Origin of the sequence: Streptomyces sp. NPDC001728 (assembly GCF_040297565.1) — a bacterium.
Taxonomy (GTDB): Bacteria; Actinomycetota; Actinomycetes; order Streptomycetales; family Streptomycetaceae; genus Streptomyces.
Map to the genome: position 1 here is coordinate 138,511 of NZ_JBEOZK010000004.1, position 14,544 is coordinate 153,054.

The window sequence follows — 14,544 nt, forward strand, 5'->3', positions numbered from 1 at the left end:
TCGGAAGCCGCTCCGCTGTCCGCGCTGGATGGCCGGCCCTGTCCGCTGCGGTGTTGTTCGCACTGCTGGCCCTGGCCGTTGTGCGAGCGCCGGGCCATCTGCTGCCCACCGACCTGATGCTGCACCGCTGGTCGGTACAGCATCGTCCGGACTTCGCCGTGGCTTCGGCACGGGCCCTCACCGCGACCGGCACCGGTCTCATCCCGTACGTTCTGCTCCTGCTGGCGGGCCTCTACGCGGGCCGGACCAACCGCCGGCGCGCACTCATCGCAGGCGCGCTCCTCCTGTGCCTGGGCGCCGGCCAAGCCCTGCGCTACGCGATCATGATGCTGATCGCCCGCCCACGCCCTCCACTGGGTGACTGGGCGACGCACGCCTCCGGCTGGTCCTTCCCCTCGGGCCACGCCACCACCGCCGCCATGACCGCCGGACTGCTCGTGGCGGCGCTCTGCCTGCGCGGGACCCGGGTGTCCCGAACGGCGCTGGTGGTGATCGGACTCTGGGGCGCGGCCGTCGGCCTCACCCGCGTCTACCTCGGGGTCCACTGGTTCACCGACGTGATCGGAGGCTGGCTCTTGGCCACGATGTGGCTGTCCCTGGCGGCCTTCGCGTATCTGTGGCGCACGGCCGGCCGCGCTCCGGTCCCCGTCTGACGTGCGCCCGCGCCTCCTCGTCGTCGAGGACGACCACGCGCTTCGGGACGTGCTCCTGCGCGGCCTGCGCGAGGAGGACTTCGACCCGGCGCCCGCGGCGGACGGCGCCGCCGCCCCGCGCCTGGCCGGGGACGGCATCGACGCGGTCGTGCTGGACGTCGGCCTGCCGGACGCCGACGGGCGGGACGTCTGCCAGGCCCTGAGGACACGCGGATTCCTCGCCCAGATCGTCTTCCTCACCGCCCACCACCAGCTCACCGACCGGCTGACCGGATTCTCGTCCGGCGGCGACGACTACCTCGCCAAGCCTTCCACCTCGCCGAGCTCGCGGCCCGCCTGCGGGCCGCGCTCAGGAGGGCGGGCCCTCGCCCACCCGCCGCGGCCGGCGATCTGCTGCTCGACCCGGCCCGCTACACCCGCACCGTCTCGGGAACACCGGTGGACCTGACTCCGACCGAGTCCTGCCGGTCGGCGGCCCTGGCAGGGCGCCCGCCACCGTGGTCGTGGCCCTCGGCCTCGCCCCGTACCGCAGCTCCGCGGACACGATCCTGTAAGCCTCGCTCGCGCTGGACGCGGCCGGAAGACCGTGGCGAGTCGGATGACGCGTCCTCGTCCATCGCGACCAGCAGCGTGAATCGCTTGGCGCCCTTCCTCAGAGTGCGAGTCGCGCCCCGGCCGCCTCTGCCATCTCCCGTGCCGGGGCCAGACCGATGCCGCTGCCTCGTTCGGAAGATCGCCCGCGCGTCCAAGGCCGTGGATCCCTCGTCTCGGACGTCGAGGGCCGGCTGTCCCCAGGTCGCGCAGGTTCACGGTGGCGGTCCCGGCTCCCTGTCGGTGGGCGTTGGAGGAGTACGTCGAGAAGCTGCCGGGTGGTACGTCCGGGTACGCGGGGCCGTCCGGTCTCGGGTTCCCGGATCAGGCGGAGCGGGAGAGCTTTCGGAGAGAGTCGTCCTATTCTGTCTACTTCGGAGTAGTCAGTCTGCTGTGCCGCAGACTCTTCGAGACCGAAAGGGATCTCATGGCGGACACGGAGGGCGAGCGCAGGCCCGCAGGCGAGCTGGAGGCCAGCGTCCTTGCCGCGCTGTGGTCGGCCGGCACGCCGCTCTCGGCCGCGCAGGTGCGCGCGACGATATCCCAGGACCTGGCGCGCACCACGGTGGCCACATTGCTGACTCGGCTGCATGAGAAGGGCATCGTGGACCGGCGCCCCGCCGGACGGGGTTTCGTCTACTTCCCCGTCCAGGACGCGCACGGCCTGACCGCCCGGCGCATGCACCGCGAACTCGACCAGGTCGGCGACGACCGCGGTATCGTCCTGGCCCGGTTCGTCGAGGGCCTCAGCCCTCACGACGAGGCGGCACTCCGCCGCCTGCTGGAGGAGAGCGGCGGGTGATCGCCCTTCTTCTCCTTCCCCTCGCGATCCCCTGGGTGTTGCCGACCCTCGCACGCCGGACCGTGGCGAGAGTGCGCCCGGATGTCGCCCTGTGTGCCATTACGGCCGCCGTCGGTGTCCTTGCCGCGGGAACGATCGCCTGTCTCGGCGCCCTCGTCCTGCCGCTCGCCCTGCGCCTGCCGGTGCTCGCGTCGCTTGTCCACCTGCTGACTCCGCTCCACGCGGGCCCGCCGGTCGTGGCGTACGGCGCCGCTGTGCCGGCGGTCGGCGCGCTGGCCGTGAGCCTCTTCGCCGCGGTACGGGGCGTCGCCGCCGAACTGCTCCGGCTGAGGGCGGCGCGCCGCCGGATCGTCGGCCTGACGCAGGCCGGAGGGCTGTGCGTGGTGGATGACGACCGGCCGGACGCCTTCGCGCTGCCGGGCGGATCGCGCGAGAGCGGCCGGATCGTGGTGACCTCCGGGATGCTCCGGGTGCTGGCCCCCGGCGAGCGCGAGGCGCTCCTGGCCCACGAGCGGGCCCACCTCTCCGCCCGTCACCACCTGTTCCTCGGGTTCGCCCGCCTGGCCGGCTGGTGCCACCCCGCCCTGGCCTCCGTCGTCCCCGAGGTCTCGTTCGCCGCTGAGAGGGCAGCCGACGAGGCCGCCGCCCGAGCGTGCGGCGACCGGAGACTGACGGCCAGGGCTGTCGGCCGCGCGGCACTCGCCTCCACACCTCGCACGGCTGGCCCACCGCTCCCGGTGATCGCCGCGGGCAGTACGACCGGACCGGTGCCCGCCCGCGTGAAGGCGCTGCTCACCCGGGCGCCGGCGCGGCGCCTGAGTGCGGCCCTTGTCGTCATCGTCCTGCTCTGCACGGCCGCTGGGGCCTCATCGCTGGCCGGGGCGGTCTGGTTGCACCGTGGTGTCGAGGTCGCTCAGGGCGAGAACCCTTCCGACTGATCGACGGGCCTCCAGGGATCACCGACGCGGACAGGGCGAGGCGTGGGCCGTAATTGCAAACGCCGATAATCCGCGCAAAGGGGGTGACGTTGATCGCATGCGGGTGGTGGTGACGCATGCGGGAGTGGGTGGTGAGTGTACTGGGGCGCCGGTTCTCACGCGGAATGAGGTGCTTCGTCGTGCCGTCGCGTAGAGGTGGACGCGCTGTCGGGTGCGTTGCGGTGAGGTGAACGTGCGTCGAAGTGAGTCGACTTGTGATCGCTTGTGGTGGACCCGGGGATCACGTGTAATCAAGGCGTGATTAATATGCACGCGTTGGGGCGTGGCATCTGTCAGGACATCGACTTCGGCCGAGTGCCGCCGCGCCCGATCACCAAGTCTTCGAGCACGAGCACCCGAGTACCTGAGTAGTCGTCAGACTGCTCCACCCCAAGGAGCATGCCCTGCGCACGCGCGCGTCACGGCGGACCCGTGCGACATCATCGATGTCGCTGGGGACCGCCCTGCTCATCCTCGCCTTCGTCCCCGGCATCGCTCTGGTCGCCCTCTGGGGCGTCACCAGCGGCCAGACCTTCCTCGACTTCCAAAGGCAAGCGGGTCAAGGACTGTTGGCCGAGAAGGCCGGCCAGCCCTCCAACCTCGTGTACTTCAACCTCCAGGAGGAGCGGCGGCTCAGCGCCGAGGTCCTCGCCCGCACCCCCGGCGCGGCCGACGCGCTGACCGCGCAGCGGGCACGGACCGACGAGGCGGTCGAGCGCTTCCGCGTGCTCTCCGACGTCGGCGAGGGCGACGCCCCCGCCGAGGTCCTGGACGCCGTCGCCACCGCGCGCGACGCGATCGGCCAGCTGCCGGTGCAGCGTTCCCTCGTGGACGGGGGTGACAGCGACCAGCAGAAGGCCGTGTACGACTACTACACCGATCTGATCGCCGTCGACCTCGAACTCTTCGCCGCGCTCAGCCGCGTCGACAACGGCCGCATCACGACCCTCTCGCAGCCCCTCGTCGACCTCTTCTGGGTCAAGGAGATGGTGTCGCGCTCGGACGCCCTCCTCGCCCGCGGCTGGCGCGACCGGAAGCTGACGCCCGAGGAGGTCAGGGAGTTCCGGGAGGCGGTGTCCGGCCAGACGTTCCTGTCCTCGACCCATGTCGTACCGCTCCTCCCGGCCGAGGAGAAGGCCATGTGGAGCGCGATCGTCGACAGTCCCGCGTGGAAGGCCAAGACGGACATCGAGAACGCCGTCCTGCGCCCTGCCCCGCCGGCCGATGACGGCTCGGTCGCCCTCCGGGCGGGCGAACAGCGCTGGCGCGGCGCCATGGACTCCCTCACGCCCGAGATCGAGAAGCTCCTCCAGCACCGCACGGCCCTGGTCATCGAGGAGGGCAAGGGCACCATCCTCTCCCTGCTCACCCGCATGGCACTCACCACGATCATCGGCCTGCTCGCCGTCATCGCGGTCATCTGGACCACCTGGCGCCTCACCCGCACCCTGCGGTTGCGCATCGGCCGGCTCCAGGAGCAGGCCGAGGCCCTGGAGAAGGCCCTGCCCGAGGTCGTCGAACGACTCGGCCAGGGCGAGCGCATCGACGTCGAGGCCGAGGCGCAGGCCGTCCGGCAGGACATGGGCGACCGCGCCTCCGACGAACTGACCCGCCTCGGAGAGGCGTTCAACCTCGCCCGCACCAGCGCCATCGAGGCCGCCGTCCGGCAGGCCGACCAACACCGCGGCTTCGAACGGCTCCTCCAGCGCATCGCCCGCCGCACCCAGCAGCTCATCGGCCAGCAGCTCAAGAAGCTGGACGAGCTGGAGCGCCGCCACGAGGACCCCGAGATCCTCGACGGCCTCTTCGACCTCGACCACCTGACCGCCCGCCTGCGCCGCTACGAGGAGAACCTCGTGATCCTCGCGGGCGGCGCTCCGCACCGTCGCTGGCGCAAGCCGGTCCCGCTGCTCGACGTGCTGCGCTCCGCCCAGGGCGAGGTGCAGGACTACCGCCGCGTCGTGGTGGACCTCGACGGCAGCCCCTGGCTCGCGGCGCGAGCCGTCGGACCCGTCGCGCACGTCCTCGCCGAACTCGCCGAGAACGCGCTCGTCTTCTCCCGCCCGCCCAGCCCCGTCGAGATCAGGGTCGCCCAGGTCAGCCACGGACTGGCCATCGAGGTCGAGGACCGCGGCCTGGGCATGGACGCGGCGCAGCTGGCCGAGGCCAACGAGCTGATGGTCCGGCCGGCCCGGATGGACCTGCTCGCCCACAGCGACGACATCCGGCTCGGACTCCACGTCGTCTCGCGGCTCGCGAACCAGTACGGGCTGCGGGTCGAGTTCCGTGTCTCGGCGTACGGGGGCACACGGGTCGTCGTACTCGTACCCCAGGAGTACGTGGTCACCGGACCCGGAGCCGAGAGCGGGCACGCGGCCGGCACCGGCCCGGTGGCCGTCCCCGACGAGGCCTCCGTGCCGGGCTCCGCTCCCCGGGCGGTCGTCACCCCGCTTCCCGGACAGCCGGCGCCCGAACACATGCCCATGTCCCCTTCCGAACCCGCTCCCGTGATCACGCCGCTGCTGCCCACGCAGTCCGCGGACACGCGGGGCGACGCCCTGCCCACCCGCGTACAGGGACGAGCGCTGGCCGATGTGACTGCTCTGAACAGGCCCCACCGGCAGGCCCAGGACGAGGTCCAGGCGCAGCCCGCGCCCCAGCCGCTGTCCCAGGCCCTGTCCCACCCCTCGCCGGAGCACCACTCCGCGCCGCAGCCCTTCCCGCCGTCGCGGACCGCGCCGCGCCGCGCCGCGCCCGCACCGCACGCCGTCCCGCAGGCCCCGGCGCAGGCCGGGCAGCCGTACGGCGCGCAGCCCGGTCCGCACGCCGTCCCGCAGGGCGCCCCGGCGTACACGCCGCCCACGCCCCCCTCGTACGCCGGGAACCACCCCTACGGGTCGCCCGAGCAGCCCGAGCAGCATCCGCCGGTCGCGGACGCGCCGCTTCCGCGCCGGGTGCGCCAGGCCAGCCTGGTGGACGAGCTCCGCATCGCTCCCACCCCCGCCCCCGCGGCCACCCCGGCACCGCCCCTCAACTGGCAGGACGACCCCCTGCTCAGGCCCGTCCCGCGCCGCGCGAGCGCCACGATCGGAGCCTTCCAGCGCCGGTCGCGCGCCACCCGTACGCACATGGACCAGGACACCGGACAGCGCCCCGCACCCGGATCCGCGCCCGAGCTCCCCGCACCCACCCGCACCACGAGAGAAGAAGAACGGTCATGACTCGCACAACCGCCACCCACCAGGACCTGGACTGGCTGCTCGACGGCCTGGTGGACTCCGTGGCCGAGACCCGCAACGCCGTACTGCTCTCCGACGACGGCCTGGTCGTCAGCCACTCGCGGACCATCGACCGCGCCGACGCCGAGCGCCTCGCCGCGATCTGCACCGGTCAGCAGAGCCTCGCCCGCGGTGTCGGACAGCTCTTCCACGGCGGCGTGGTCCACCAGGTGATCGTGGAGCTGGCCGACCTCTGGCTCTTCATCATCTCGGCCGGGCAGGGCACCCACCTGGCCGTCGTCGCCTCGCAGGAGGTGGACGCCGAGGTCATGTCGCTCGCCATGCACAACCTGGTCCAGCAGGTCGGCCAGAAGCTCGGCACCCCCGTGCGCTCCGAGTTCGACGCCTTCGGCACCGGGGTCGGGCAGGGCGTGTGAACACCGGCTGGGAGTACGGGTCCACCGAGTACACCGAGGAGTCCGAGGAGGACGCCTCGGGCACGATGGTGCGCCCGTACACCATCACCCGCGGCCGTACCGCCCCCGAGCGGGACGACTTCACCCTCATCACGGTCCTCACGACGGTGGAGCAGCCCCTCGACGAGCGCGGCCGGCCGCTGCGTCCGGGGCGCCTCCAGCCGGAACACCGGCTGATCCTCGAACTCTGCCGCCGGCCGGCCGCGGTCGCGGAGGTCGCTGCGGGTCTCGACCTCCCCGTGTCGGTGACCAAGATCCTGCTGGCCGACCTCGTCGGCCAGCGCCTGCTGTCCGCTCGGGCGCCACTTGTCGTGGCGCGGGCGGCGGGGGGCGCCGACGGCGGCCTGCTGGCCGCCGTCCGTGACGGACTCCGGAGACTCTGAAATCCCATGATCAGCACTCAGGCGGCCCCTGCCGCCGTCAAGATCCTCGTCGCCGGCGGATTCGGCGTCGGCAAGACCACCCTCGTCGGCGCGGTCAGCGAGGTCGCACCGCTGCGCACCGAGGAGTACCTCACCACCGCCAGCGTCGGCGTGGACGACCTCGCCGGTGTCGGAGCCAAGGAGACGACGACCGTCGCCCTGGACTTCGGGCGCATCACGGTCAGCGACGAACTCGTCGTGTACCTCTTCGGCACGCCCGGCCAGGAACGCTTCTGGTTCATGTGGAACGACCTGGTCAACGGCGCCCTCGGCGGCGTGGTCATCGCCGACACCCGGCGCCTCGACACCAGCTTCGCGTCCATCGACTTCTTCGAGAGCCGGGCGATCCCCTTCGTGGTCGCGATCAACTGCTTCGACGGCCACAACACCCGTACGGCCGAGGAGATCAGGACCGCGCTCGACCTCGATCCGCACGTCCCGCTGCTCATCGGCGACGTCCGGCAGCGCTCCTTCGACAAGGACGTGCTCCTGGCGCTGGTCGACCACCTGATGAGGCTCCCGGCGCCGGTCTGACCGACCCGGCCGCCGGCCCTCCCCGGGACCGCCCCCTCCCCGAGACCAGGCCCCCCGCCCCGCGCCCCCCCGCGGGCTCTCCCCCTGCGGCCCTCCCCCTCCGCGACCACCTCTCCCCTTCCCCCGTCACGTTCTGGAGACATCCGAGATGGCATCACACCTGCGCGTCCTGATCCACGGCGGAGGCATCGGCGGCCTCGTGCTCGCCACCGCCCTCGCCCGGCGCGGCCACACCGTGGAGGTCGTCGAACTCCGCGACGAACTCGACGCGCTCGGCGTCGGCATCATCCAGCCGTCCAACGCCCTTCACGTCATGCGCGAGATCGGCGTCCTCGACGCCTGCCTCGAAGCGGGCTTCGAGTGGGAGGCCCTGACGATCGCCGACCCGGCGGGCAACACCCTCGCCCGCATCCCGCAGCCGCGCATGGAGGACGTCCCGGCGAGCAACGGCATACCGCGCCCCGCCCTCGCCAAGGTCCTCGGCGACGCCGCCGTCGCCGCCGGTGCCACGGTCCGGTTCGCCGCGACGATCACCGAGCTCGACGACGACGGCACGGGCGTCGACGTGACGCTCTCGGACGGCTCCACCGGCCGCTGGGACCTCGTCGTCGGCTTCGACGGCATCGGTTCCCCCCTGCGCGCCCGCCTCTACGGCGACCGGTACGCACCCGAGTACACCGGATTCGCCAACTGGCGGGTCACCATGCCGCGCCACGCCGACGTCCAGGGCGTCGTGATGGGCACGGCCGGCCAGGAGGCCAAGGCCCTGCTCACCCCGATCACGGACGAACTCATGTACCTGGGCGCCGTGTTCGCCGAGGCCGAGGACTTCCGCCCGGATCCTGAGCACGCGCACGAGGAGCTCGCGAAGCGGCTCGCCATGTTCTCCGGCCCCGTCGCCGAGGCGCTCGCCGCCGTCACCGACCCCTCGGCCGTCGTCTACTCCCGCATCTCCCAGGTGACCGTCGAGGAGCCCTGGCACGTGGGCCGGGTGGTCCTCGCGGGCGACGCCGCCCACGCCTCCACCCCGCACCTGGCCCAGGGTGCGGCGATGGCCGTCGAGGACGCCCTCGTGCTGGCCCTGTCCCTCGACGAGGCGGACTCCGTGCCGGCCGCGCTGGAGGCCTGGGAGGCCCGGCGCCGCCCCCGGGCGATGTGGGTGCAGGCGATGTCGCGCGCGATCCTCAAGCAGGAGATGGGCGCCCCGACCACGGCGGACGAGAACGCCCTCCTGGAGATCGGCATCCCGGGCGCCGCGCACGTTCTGGCGAAGCCCTACTAGCAGAGGCTCACGATGCGCGTCGGTGCCCCGGTTCCCGAGACCGGGGCGGCGACGCGCATGCGGGTCGCTCTCCTTCGCCGCCGGAGTCGGAGTCGGAGTCGGAGCCGGAGCCGGAGCCGGAGCCGGAGCCGGTCGGAGCCGGAGCCGGTCGGGTCCGGGAACGCGGACGACCCGTGGGCCTTGGTCCCGTCCGCTCGAGTTCGGACGGGAGCCGGCCGGAATACCGGCGGCCCACGGGTCGGGTGACTGCGTGGTTTTCGGCAGGTGGCCTGCCGAGGTGCACAGAGTGCGACGGCAGGCCGTTAGCCCGCAGTCACCTCACGAATCCGAAAAGAAACCATGTTCTCGGATCACCTCCTTTCAGCGTGTGACCACAGCCTAGGAAGGCCCGGGACGACGCTCAACCTATTTATCGTGGCCACTTTCCGGGCTACCGCGACCTCAGCTCCGCCGCCACCGCCGAGGCCGCCTCGGCGACCAGCGCGTCGACGGGGGACGCGTCCTCCGCGTCCCGGGTGGTCATCACCGCCAGCACGATCGGCCCGCCGTCCGGCGGCCAGGTGACGCCCGCGTCGTTGTCGGTGCCGTATCGTCCGCCGCCGGTCTTGTCGGCGAGCGCCCAGTCGGCGGGGAGCCCCTTGCGGAACCGCTCGACGCTCGTCGTGTTGCCGAGCATCCAGCCGGTGAGCCGCTCCCGGTCCCGGGGCGCGAGCGCGCCGCCGAGGACGAGGCGCCCGTAGGTTCGGCCGATGGCCCGGGGGGTGGTCGTGTCGGTCTCCCGCGACGGCTCCGCCGAGTTCAGCTCGGGCTCCCAGCGGTCGAGGCGCGTCGTGCGGTCCCCGACCGACCGCGCGAACCGCGTGACGGCCGTCGGACCGCCCAGCTCGCGCAGCAGGAGGTTCGCGGCGGTGTTGTCGCTGAACCTGAGGGTGGCGTCGCAGAGCGCGGAGACCGTCATGCCGTGGGCGAGGTTCTCGGACTTCCCGGTCACAGGGGACCAGCCCGACCGCCGGACGTAGGCCTCTGTGTACCGGATGCGCCGCGCCAGGAACGTACCGTCGTGGTCGAGGTCGCGCAGCACCGCCGCGACGGCGAGCGTCTTGAAGGTCGAACACATCGGGAACCGCTCTCCGGCGCGGTACGCGATCGTGCGCCCCGTGCGTACGTCATGGGCGTAGACCCCGAGGCGCGCGGAGTGCCGCTGTTCGAGCTCCAGCAGCCGGGCGCCGATGTCCTCGCCCTCGGGGACGGAGGCGTACGCGGAGCCGCCGAGAGGCAGAGCCAGGGTCAGGGCCGCGCCGGCTCCGAGGGTGAGAGCGGTACGACGGGACGAGCCGAAATCTGTGCTGGACGAGGTGGACAAGGAGTTTTCCCTTCCAGAGCGATCACTGCACAGGCAACCACGCGGACGGCCCCCACCCGGTTCCGCCGGACCGCGCAGCGTGGCACGGCGGCCCCCCGATCGCTGACACGCGACGGCCACCGACGCCCCGAGCGGGTCTCAACGCCCGTCGAAGCTCCAGGCCTCGATGTCGCGGTACCGGATCGGTCCCGGACCGCGCCCGAAGTCGCTGCCCACCAGATGCAGCCGCTCCGCCCGCCAGCCGTGCCCCGTGAACCCGGCCAGTCCGGCGGCCACCGTCACCACGCTGGACGGATCGTCCCGCCGCGCCCGCGCCAGGGTCAGATGGGGCCGCAGCGGCCGGTCCTCGAAGGCGACACCGCACTCCCTGGCCACCGTGCGGACGTCGGTGGCCAGCCGGTGCAGCCCCTCCAGGTCCCCTTCGATCCCGCTCCACAGAACCCGCTCGTCGAAGTGCCCGCCGCCCCGCAGCGCCAGTTCGACCGGCCGGTGCGAGGCCGCGAGCTCCGCGAGCGGCGGCCGCAGGGACGGAACGGTCGCGGCCGGAAGCTCGCCGAGGAACGCCAGCGTGATGTGCCAGTCCTCGATCCGGTTCCACCGCATGCGCGGGTACGCCTCGTACGCCGGCCCCAGCTCGCGTGCCAGCTCGTCCTTCGCCTCGTCGGGCGGGGCGAGGGCGACGAACACGCGCACGGTGGCCGCCCGGTTCCGTCCGTCTCCTTCGGAGTCCGTCGCCCGTCCGTGTGCCTGAGTCATCTTCCGTTCCCCGCTAGCCCTGCCCGCGCCCGGAAACCCGGTCCCGCACGCCACTCCCGCGATGTGAGGGTACGCGGTGTCCCTGCCGGTCAGACGCCCGGGACACCGGTCCCGGGGGACTCCCGGGGTGCACGATCATCGGCACGAGCGGCGCGGACACCTTGACCGGCGGCTACGGCAACGACGTGATCCGCGGCCTCGGCGGCAACGACACCATCCGCGCGAGCTACGGCGACGACACCGTCCACGGCGGTTACGGGAACGACGACGAGGACGGCGGCTACGGCGACGACACCCTCGACGGAGGCCCGGGCGACGACCTCCTGACCGGCTCCTACGGCAACGACCGGCTCACCACCACCGACGGCGTCACGGGCAACGACACCGCCAACGGGGGCATGGGCAGGGACACCCGCACCACCGACCCGGGCGACATCCGCATCAGCTGCCCCTGATCCCTCTACCTCCGACCGGTCGTCACGCCCCCGCCCCCGCCGCCGTCAGCCAGGCCTCCGCCACCACGCGGTGGCCGAGCGGGGTCGGGTGGACGCCGTCCGGGGCGAGGGCCGCCGCCCCGTGCACCTCGGCGGCGCGGTGCAGCGCCAGGTCCGTGCGTACCACCGTCGCGCCCCGGGCGGCGGCGGCCCGCAGGACGGCGTCCGTCCGAGGACCGAGGTCCTCGCACCAGGTCGCCTGCTCGGGGGTGGCCGGGAGCAGGAACGGCGTCATCACGAAGAGCCGCGCGGCGCACTTCTCCCCGGCGAGGGCCAGGACGCGGCCGAGGGCGGCCTCGAACTCCGGCAACGGGCTGGGAAGGCCCTGGTCGTAGCGGCGCCAGGTGTCGTTGATCCCGATCAGCACGGTGACCACGGTCGGACCGAGCGCGAGGACGTCGGTGGACCAGCGCGCCTCCAGGTCCCGGACGCGGTTCCCGTTGACCCCCCGGTTGAGGACCGTCACCGAGGGGGGAAGTGCCTCGGAGACCAGCCGTACATAGCCGGCACCGAGGGACGAGGGGTCCTCGCGGTCGCGCCCGGTGTCGGTGACGGAGTCCCCGATGAAGAGCAGCCGGTCGGACGGGGTGAACTGCACAGGGTGTCCTCTCAGGCCTGTCGGAAGGTGTGGCGCATGGAACCGATCCCGTCGATCCCGCACTCGACGACATCCCCGTGGCGCAGGTACGGGCGCGGCTCCGGACGGCCGAGGGCGACACCGGCCGGGGTCCCGGTGTTGATGACGTCGCCGGGGTACAGCACCATGAACCGGCTCAGGTAGCGGATGATCTCGGCGACCGGGAACACCATGTCCGCCGTCGTGCCGTTCTGACGCTCGACGCCGTTCACCGAGAGCCTCAGGGCGAGCTTCCCCGGGTCGGGGATCTCGTCGGGGGTGACGAGCCACGGACCGAGCGGGTTGAAGGTCTCGCAGCTCTTGCCCTTGTCCCACTGGCCGCCGCGCTCCAGCTGGAAGGCGCGCTCGGAGACGTCATGGGAGACGGCGTACCCGGCGACGCACGCGAGGGCCTCCTCGTCGCTCTCCAGATAGCGCGCGGTCCTGCCGATCACCACGGCGAGCTCGACCTCGTAGTCGGTCTTGACGCTGTCGCGGGGGACCAGCACGTCGTCGTACGGCCCCGAGACCGTCCAGGGGTCCTTCATGAACACGACCGGCTCGGCCGGGATCGCGGCGCCCGTCTCCTCGGCGTGGTCACGGTAGTTGAGGCCGATGCACACCACCTTGCCCGGGCGTGCCACCGGCGCGCCGATCCGTACGCCGGTCGCGGCGCCGGGAGCGGGCGGCTCTCCGGAGTCCAGTACGGGCAGCTCCCCGGCGGCCACCGCGCGCGCCAGGCGGTCGAGGGCGCCGTCGGCGAGGGAGCGGTGGTCGATGTCGTCGAGGACGCCGGAAGCGTCGAGGAGTTCACCCGACCCACCGAGGACGGCGGGGCGCTCGGCCCCCGCCTCTCCGACTCTCAGCACGCGCATGCCAGCCACCCTTCACGTTATACATCGGATGTATCGACCCGGGAATGCAACCAATCAACTGGCGTTTTGTCCAGAGGTAGTTGTCGGCGGGGGAGCGATCCGCCCATCGCCCCGAGGTGTCATCCGATGTATCGTGTGGCGCGCCGACGGCCGCTCCCGGCACCCGCTCCCGTACCGCGCCGGCGCGTCCCACGGCGCCCCGGCCCCGGGGGAGCGGCCGGCCGGCGCCCAGACCGCCACGCCCCAGGAGGCCGAGCCGATGGCAGACACGACGAGGATGCTCAACGCCCAACTGGTCATGGAAGAAGGGCGCAGGGCCGATGTCTACCCGGCGCCGGTCATCGAGGACATCGGGCGCCTGGTGAACCTCCGGGCCCCCGCCCTCACCCGCGAGGCCCTCCGGCGCGATCCGGCCGTCCTGGAGGAGGTCGACGTGCTGCTCACCGGCTGGGGAGCGCCGGTCCTCGACGCGGAACTCCTCGCCCACGCACCACGCTTGAAGGCGGTCATGGTGGCCGCCGGTTCGGTGCGCCATCTGACCACACCGGAGTTCTGGGCCCGGGGCGTCCCGATCGTCACCGCGGCGGCGGCCAACGCCGTCCCGGTCGCCGAGTTCAGCCTCGCCCAGATCCTGCTCGGCCTCAAACAGGTCCACCGGCAGGGCCGCGAGGTGGCCGCCCGCGGGAAGTTCCCGCACGACCCCCGGGTGGCCGGCGGATACGGCTCCCGCGTCGGCCTGCTCGGTCTGGGCGAGATCGGACGGCTCGTCGCGGAGCACCTGCGGCACTTCGACATCGAGGTGCTGGCCTGCGATCCCGTGATCGACCCCGCCCTCGCCGCCGGGCTGGGCGTCCGGCTCACCGGAGTCGAGGAACTGTTCACGGCGTGTGACGTCGTGAGCGTGCACGCCCCGCTGCTCCCCGAGACCGAAGGCCTCGTCGGCAAGCGGCTGATGTCCCTCCTCCCCGAGGGCGCCACCCTGATCAACACGGCCCGCGGCGCCGTCCTGAACGAGCCGGAGGTGATCGGAGTCCTCTGGGACCGCTCCGACCTCACCGCCGTGCTCGACGTCACCTGGCCCGAGCCGCCCGACCCCGGTTCGGCCCTGTTCACCCTGCCGAACGTCGTCCTCACCCCCCATCTCGCCGGCGCCATGGGCGGGGAGCGGGCCCGTCTCGGCGAACTCGTCCGTGACGAACTGCGCCGGCTGGTGAACGGCGAGCCCCTGCGTCACGCCGTGGAACCGACCAGGGCCGCGACCAGGGCGTAGGAAGCCGCCCGCCGGCCCGGAGAGCCGTGAACGGGCCCCGCGGGGTGAGCCGCACCCCGGGCGCGGAGAGCCGCCAACCGGGCCCTCGTGCCTGTGCTGGCTTGAATGTCGAGGCCCGGGGTCCTCCGCCTCGGACATACATCGGATCTTTGGCCGAGGCTTGGGTGGTGGTCGCCCGACCGTAGCCCCATCACCTTCGTACGGCACCTCGCCCC

At 72.7% G+C, this 14,544-nt stretch carries 14 protein-coding genes and 1 pseudogene; 11 read left to right on the forward strand and 4 right to left on the reverse strand.

Translation table 11 applies throughout. The features are described 5' to 3' along the window. The first annotated feature begins 50 nt into the window (after positions 1-50). The 9 genes and pseudogenes from ABT154_RS08500 to ABT154_RS08540 all read left to right on the forward strand — a co-directional run bounded on the left by ABT154_RS08500 (position 51) and on the right by ABT154_RS08540 (position 8,955). Complete coding sequence (locus tag ABT154_RS08500; RefSeq protein ID WP_351854561.1) at positions 51-653, forward strand: phosphatase PAP2 family protein; 603 nt, start codon at positions 51-53, stop codon at positions 651-653. 1 nt (position 654) lies between these two features. Then, positions 655-1,133 (forward strand): annotated as a pseudogene (locus tag ABT154_RS08505) (response regulator transcription factor); the annotation flags it as partial. 538 nt (positions 1,134-1,671) lie between these two features. Next, positions 1,672-2,046: a BlaI/MecI/CopY family transcriptional regulator gene (locus ABT154_RS08510; protein ID WP_351854564.1), complete on the forward strand. Its 375-nt coding sequence runs from the start codon at positions 1,672-1,674 to the stop codon at positions 2,044-2,046. Next, complete coding sequence (locus ABT154_RS08515) at positions 2,043-2,984, forward strand: M48 family metalloprotease (protein ID WP_351854567.1); 942 nt, start codon at positions 2,043-2,045, stop codon at positions 2,982-2,984. The genes ABT154_RS08510 and ABT154_RS08515 overlap by 4 nt, the downstream gene beginning before the upstream one ends. A gap of 485 nt (positions 2,985-3,469) precedes the next feature. Next, positions 3,470-6,244, forward strand: a complete 2,775-nt coding sequence (locus ABT154_RS08520) for a sensor histidine kinase (protein ID WP_351854569.1) — start codon at positions 3,470-3,472, stop codon at positions 6,242-6,244. Further along, positions 6,241-6,678 carry a roadblock/LC7 domain-containing protein gene (locus tag ABT154_RS08525; protein ID WP_351854572.1) on the forward strand — a complete coding sequence of 146 codons (438 nt, stop codon included), beginning with the start codon at positions 6,241-6,243 and terminating at the stop codon, positions 6,676-6,678. Before ABT154_RS08520 ends, ABT154_RS08525 begins: the two co-directional genes overlap by 4 nt. A 65-nt stretch (positions 6,679-6,743) precedes the next feature. After that, positions 6,744-7,100, forward strand: a complete 357-nt coding sequence (locus ABT154_RS08530) for a DUF742 domain-containing protein (protein WP_317877555.1) — start codon at positions 6,744-6,746, stop codon at positions 7,098-7,100. A 6-nt stretch (positions 7,101-7,106) separates the two neighbouring features. Continuing rightward, positions 7,107-7,673, forward strand: a complete 567-nt coding sequence (locus tag ABT154_RS08535; protein WP_351854575.1) for a GTP-binding protein — start codon at positions 7,107-7,109, stop codon at positions 7,671-7,673. 148 nt (positions 7,674-7,821) lie between these two features. Continuing rightward, entirely contained in the window at positions 7,822-8,955 is a 1,134-nt protein-coding gene (locus ABT154_RS08540; protein WP_351854578.1) for an FAD-dependent monooxygenase, read from the forward strand. Between the two features lie 430 nt (positions 8,956-9,385). Here ABT154_RS08540 and bla read toward each other — a convergent pair whose 3' ends face one another. Together bla and thpR are read right to left on the reverse strand one after the other, a co-directional pair. Further along, on the reverse strand, positions 9,386-10,318 hold the full coding sequence (bla, locus tag ABT154_RS08545; RefSeq protein ID WP_351854580.1) for a class A beta-lactamase: 933 nt from the start codon (positions 10,316-10,318) through the stop codon (positions 9,386-9,388). A 138-nt stretch (positions 10,319-10,456) separates the two neighbouring features. After that, on the reverse strand, positions 10,457-11,074 hold the full coding sequence (gene thpR, locus ABT154_RS08550) for an RNA 2',3'-cyclic phosphodiesterase (protein ID WP_351854583.1): 618 nt from the start codon (positions 11,072-11,074) through the stop codon (positions 10,457-10,459). Positions 11,075-11,211: 137 nt separating this feature from the next. Here thpR and ABT154_RS08555 point away from each other — a divergent pair, with 137 nt between their 5' ends. After that, on the forward strand, positions 11,212-11,529 hold the full coding sequence (locus tag ABT154_RS08555) for a calcium-binding protein (protein ID WP_351855077.1): 318 nt from the start codon (positions 11,212-11,214) through the stop codon (positions 11,527-11,529). Positions 11,530-11,551: 22 nt separating this feature from the next. Here the strand turns inward: ABT154_RS08555 and ABT154_RS08560 are convergent, their stop codons facing one another. Continuing rightward, complete coding sequence (locus tag ABT154_RS08560) at positions 11,552-12,166, reverse strand: SGNH/GDSL hydrolase family protein (RefSeq protein WP_351854585.1); 615 nt, start codon at positions 12,164-12,166, stop codon at positions 11,552-11,554. An 11-nt stretch (positions 12,167-12,177) separates the two neighbouring features. Further along, positions 12,178-13,059 (reverse strand): fumarylacetoacetate hydrolase family protein, encoded by an 882-nt coding sequence (locus tag ABT154_RS08565; RefSeq protein ID WP_351854587.1) that lies wholly within the window; start codon positions 13,057-13,059, stop codon positions 12,178-12,180. A gap of 259 nt (positions 13,060-13,318) precedes the next feature. Between ABT154_RS08565 and ABT154_RS08570 the strand changes: the two genes are divergently transcribed. After that, positions 13,319-14,329 (forward strand): hydroxyacid dehydrogenase, encoded by a 1,011-nt coding sequence (locus tag ABT154_RS08570; RefSeq protein ID WP_351854590.1) that lies wholly within the window; start codon positions 13,319-13,321, stop codon positions 14,327-14,329. The last annotated feature ends 215 nt before the right edge of the window (positions 14,330-14,544 follow it).

Coding starts and splice junctions, on each gene's coding strand:
- ABT154_RS08530 (WP_317877555.1), top strand. CDS start 6,744: ATGGTGCGCCCGTACACCATCACCCGCGGCCGTACCGCCCCCGAGCGG.
- ABT154_RS08540 (WP_351854578.1), top strand. CDS start 7,822: ATGGCATCACACCTGCGCGTCCTGATCCACGGCGGAGGCATCGGCGGC.
- ABT154_RS08570 (WP_351854590.1), top strand. CDS start 13,319: ATGGCAGACACGACGAGGATGCTCAACGCCCAACTGGTCATGGAAGAA.
- ABT154_RS08510 (WP_351854564.1), top strand. CDS start 1,672: ATGGCGGACACGGAGGGCGAGCGCAGGCCCGCAGGCGAGCTGGAGGCC.
- ABT154_RS08535 (WP_351854575.1), top strand. CDS start 7,107: ATGATCAGCACTCAGGCGGCCCCTGCCGCCGTCAAGATCCTCGTCGCC.
- ABT154_RS08525 (WP_351854572.1), top strand. CDS start 6,241: ATGACTCGCACAACCGCCACCCACCAGGACCTGGACTGGCTGCTCGAC.
- ABT154_RS08520 (WP_351854569.1), top strand. CDS start 3,470: ATGTCGCTGGGGACCGCCCTGCTCATCCTCGCCTTCGTCCCCGGCATC.
- thpR (WP_351854583.1), bottom strand. CDS start 11,074: ATGACTCAGGCACACGGACGGGCGACGGACTCCGAAGGAGACGGACGG.
- ABT154_RS08565 (WP_351854587.1), bottom strand. CDS start 13,059: ATGCGCGTGCTGAGAGTCGGAGAGGCGGGGGCCGAGCGCCCCGCCGTC.